The 3117-nt window shown below is 58.5% G+C and carries 3 protein-coding genes and 1 pseudogene; 2 read left to right on the forward strand and 2 right to left on the reverse strand.

What is annotated here, in order from left to right; translation table 11 throughout:
- Positions 1 to 779: 779 nt before the first annotated feature.
- Positions 780 to 1115, reverse strand: a complete 336-nt coding sequence (locus WN73_RS44565; protein ID WP_210202961.1) for a group II intron maturase-specific domain-containing protein — start codon at positions 1113 to 1115, stop codon at positions 780 to 782.
- Here WN73_RS44565 and WN73_RS12035 point away from each other — a divergent pair.
- Positions 1048 to 1533, forward strand: coding sequence for a hypothetical protein (locus WN73_RS12035; protein WP_271552926.1), 486 nt, complete (start codon positions 1048 to 1050; stop codon positions 1531 to 1533). The genes WN73_RS44565 and WN73_RS12035 overlap by 68 nt on opposite strands.
- 624 nt (positions 1534 to 2157) lie before the next feature.
- A complete protein-coding gene (locus WN73_RS12040; protein WP_097669459.1) occupies positions 2158 to 2628 on the forward strand; it encodes a calcium-binding protein in 471 nt (156 codons plus the stop codon).
- 133 nt (positions 2629 to 2761) lie between these two features.
- Here WN73_RS12040 and WN73_RS12045 read toward each other — a convergent pair.
- Positions 2762 to 3117 (reverse strand): annotated as a pseudogene (locus WN73_RS12045) (hypothetical protein); the annotation flags it as partial.

Raw genomic sequence — 3117 nt, forward strand, 5'->3', positions numbered from 1 at the left:
GACACCCGCCTCGATACGCCGCCTATCTCACTCCGTCATCACCCAGCTTCCCGCATAGCTCAATGCTTGCATTAATGAGTCAGGAGACGAAATTCTGCCGTCCATCGTACTCCAGACTCCTTGAAGCGAGGGATCCAACGTCACGTGGCGCTCGGCTCCGATTTGCTGGCGCGTCATCGATTGCCTTTTTTTGTGTAACTTTGGTCAGCCTTCGTCGAAGCCTACAATCTGACGCCACGTAAGCTGCAAGCTATTTATTGAGTTCCTGCTTACGCCGGCTGCACCAAGTCTGATGGTGGCAGGAGATCAAAAGATCTGGTTGTCTTGCAAGGAACGCATCCCAGCGGCTCCCATTGGGGCTCTGGCAAAATTGCGCCGACCAACGGGCCGAACACGATGAAGCATGGGATCTCGTGAAGTGGACCCTTTGCTGAGGACCACCGGGTCCGGTTCTTAAGTGGAGCTGCTGCCGTTCGTTCTTCCCAATACTTTACGCGACTCTTGCTTGCTGCTGTTGTGGCTGTGGGGATGTGGGCAACGCGCAGCGTTGTCCAAGCTTCTCGCTTGCGAGAAGCGTCATATCCACAGCCTCTTTGCCGAATGCGCCGGTGACACCGGCCCGCCAGACCGCCATCGGCGCGCGGTTTTCCAGCGCCTGACGGGGGGCGCCGGAAATTGTAAAACTCGATCCATCGGGCAATTCCGGCTTTGGCCCCGTGGCCATCCGAATAACACTTGAGATAGGTGAGTGGCGCGGGGCATTGCAGCCCCGCGCTCTCTCAGAACCGGACGTGAACCTCGCGATTCATCCGGCTCCCGTCATCCAACCGTTGATCCCGCAGCCCAGTGGGCGAACAGGCCAGGATTCCGTCGCTTGAGCGATCGTAACCATTCCCATACCGCCAACGTGTGTCCTCGGAACCGTTTGTATTTTCGTGTTGCCCACGAACGATGTAGGCATCGATCGTGCGCAACTCTTCTTGAAGCTTCGAGGGATAGAACCGCCCGTAGTAGCGCACCCAGCCCGTCAGGACTGGACGGACCCATTTGGCGATTTCCACCAACTCAAGGTCGCTGCGCCGATGCAGCCGCCACCTGCGCACGGTATGCCGCATCCGTTTCCCGGCCTTCTTGCTGATCGATCACCATATGGCGCAGCAGATACGGGAAGATCTTGTGTCCCGGCGCCGGCTTTGTGGTTCTGGGCTTTGGTCCCAGCGCCGCGATGCCCATCTTGCGCATCAACCGCTGCACGCGCTTGCGATGATGCGACGGCCTTCGCCATTGAGCATCGCCGTCATCCGCCGCGAGCCCAGGAACGGCCAGGCCGTGAACAGCTGGTCGATCCGTCGCATCAGCTCAAGGTCGTTGTCATTGGCCGGCCGCGGCGGCCGATATACCCTCGACCGTCAATTGTCCGATCTTGGCGTGGAGCTTCTCGACCTCCAGTTCGTGGGCCGCCTCGCCATCCCGACCAGCGCCCGCGTCGAACGCCCGAACCGCTTGATCCTGAGCTACTTCTTCCACGGATAAAGCTATTTCACATGCACCTGGTAGCGCTGCGCCAGATCCGTCACCGTTGACTGTTCTCGCAGCGCCTCCAAGGCGATCTTTGCCTTCAGCGCTGCATCGATTTTCCCTCTCGTCTTCTTCATGGTCCGCTCCGTTTATCAAAATGGAACGGCATCCGCACCACCTAAGCCGCCGGTCCAAGATATCCGGGGTCCACTTCAGCCCCCAGTCTCGCTGGGTCTGGCGATCCATTCCGCAGGTTTTCACCGCCTACCTGCTGCGCCCCTCGCTTTCAGAACCAGCGCAAGCGCCAACATTCGCCGCGCCGCCGTTTCAGAAATTCACCGATTTGGAACTCCCCAATCTGAGTCAAACCTCAAGGCCGTTGTTATGACTTGAAAAACCGCTGTGAGGTCTCGCATCCACCCACCCGACGGCGCATCAACGTGAACACCGATCTCAGTGTCGAGCCGGAGGGTTACTGAAAAACCACTTGCACAACGCTCGGCAATTAGACGACCCATCGCATCCGTTTCGGCTGAGTGTGCGATCAGGTTTTCGTCAGCTTCGACGTTTATGTTTCGTAGCCAGAGCGCGATCACTTGCGTGACCGCTCGCCTAGCAGACCGAACACAGGAGAACGACATGGCTCGAATCCGCGGCACAGACTCCGACGATCACTTGGTTGGCACGCCCGACAGGGACTTTATCCAGGGCCTGGGCGGGAACGATTGGATCGGTGGTGGAGCGGGTGCCGATAGTCTGGAAGGTAATCAGGGCGACGACACGCTCTCTGGTGGTGCGGGCGACGATTATCTGTTCGGCGATCAGGGCAACGATGTTCTGTTCGGCGATGACGGCAACGACAACTTCATGTTCACGAGCGGGAATGGCAAGGATGCCGTGATGGACTTCACGGTGGGGGATAAACTGTACATCGAGGCAGGGATTAATCACACTGGTATTCATACGCCTGCCGATCTTGCCAATCGCGTCGAAGCGGATGGCTCGAATTCCGCGGTCGTTGACCTCGGAGAGGGTAATTCGATCACGCTCTCCAATGTGAATGCTGCCGACGTTCAGCATCACCCTGAACATTATTTCTCGATCATCTGACTTTTTCGGCCAACCGTTCGGCCGAAATAGGCGACCGGGCACGGCGATCGCTAAGGCACATCCTTTCGGCGAGTCGCCGTTGCCCTCGACCAGATGAATGAGTCCTCCGTGAAGAACGCGAACGAGAGCTGATTTAACCGATCTTGTGAGCCGGGACAGTTTCGGCGAAGGCTCGGATGATGACACGCAAAAACTCCGCGAGCCATTGCAGGAGCAGGCGGAAGTTATAACCGACAGCGGCAAGGACAGCGTAGGTCCTGTCGCCGAGGCGTCCCTTGAGATGATTGCGATCCATGCGGTGCTCGGTCTTGACGTGGCCAATGACGGGCTCGACAGCCGCACGACGCTTCATCTCCCGCCGGATGGAAGCCGTGACGCGACGGACCTGCCCCGAGATCCAGACCCCGAGCCGGCGCGGGTGGTTGTGACTGTTTAGTCCCGGCATTTGCTGGAGCGGATTAAGTTTGAATCGTTCTGGCTGGGAAGTCG

This window comes from Bradyrhizobium sp. CCBAU 45394 (assembly GCF_028128655.1).
Classification (GTDB): domain Bacteria; phylum Pseudomonadota; class Alphaproteobacteria; order Rhizobiales; family Xanthobacteraceae; genus Bradyrhizobium; species Bradyrhizobium diazoefficiens.

Coding starts and splice junctions, on each gene's coding strand:
- WN73_RS44565 (WP_210202961.1), bottom strand. CDS start 1,115: ATGCGGCATACCGTGCGCAGGTGGCGGCTGCATCGGCGCAGCGACCTT.
- WN73_RS12040 (WP_097669459.1), top strand. CDS start 2,158: ATGGCTCGAATCCGCGGCACAGACTCCGACGATCACTTGGTTGGCACG.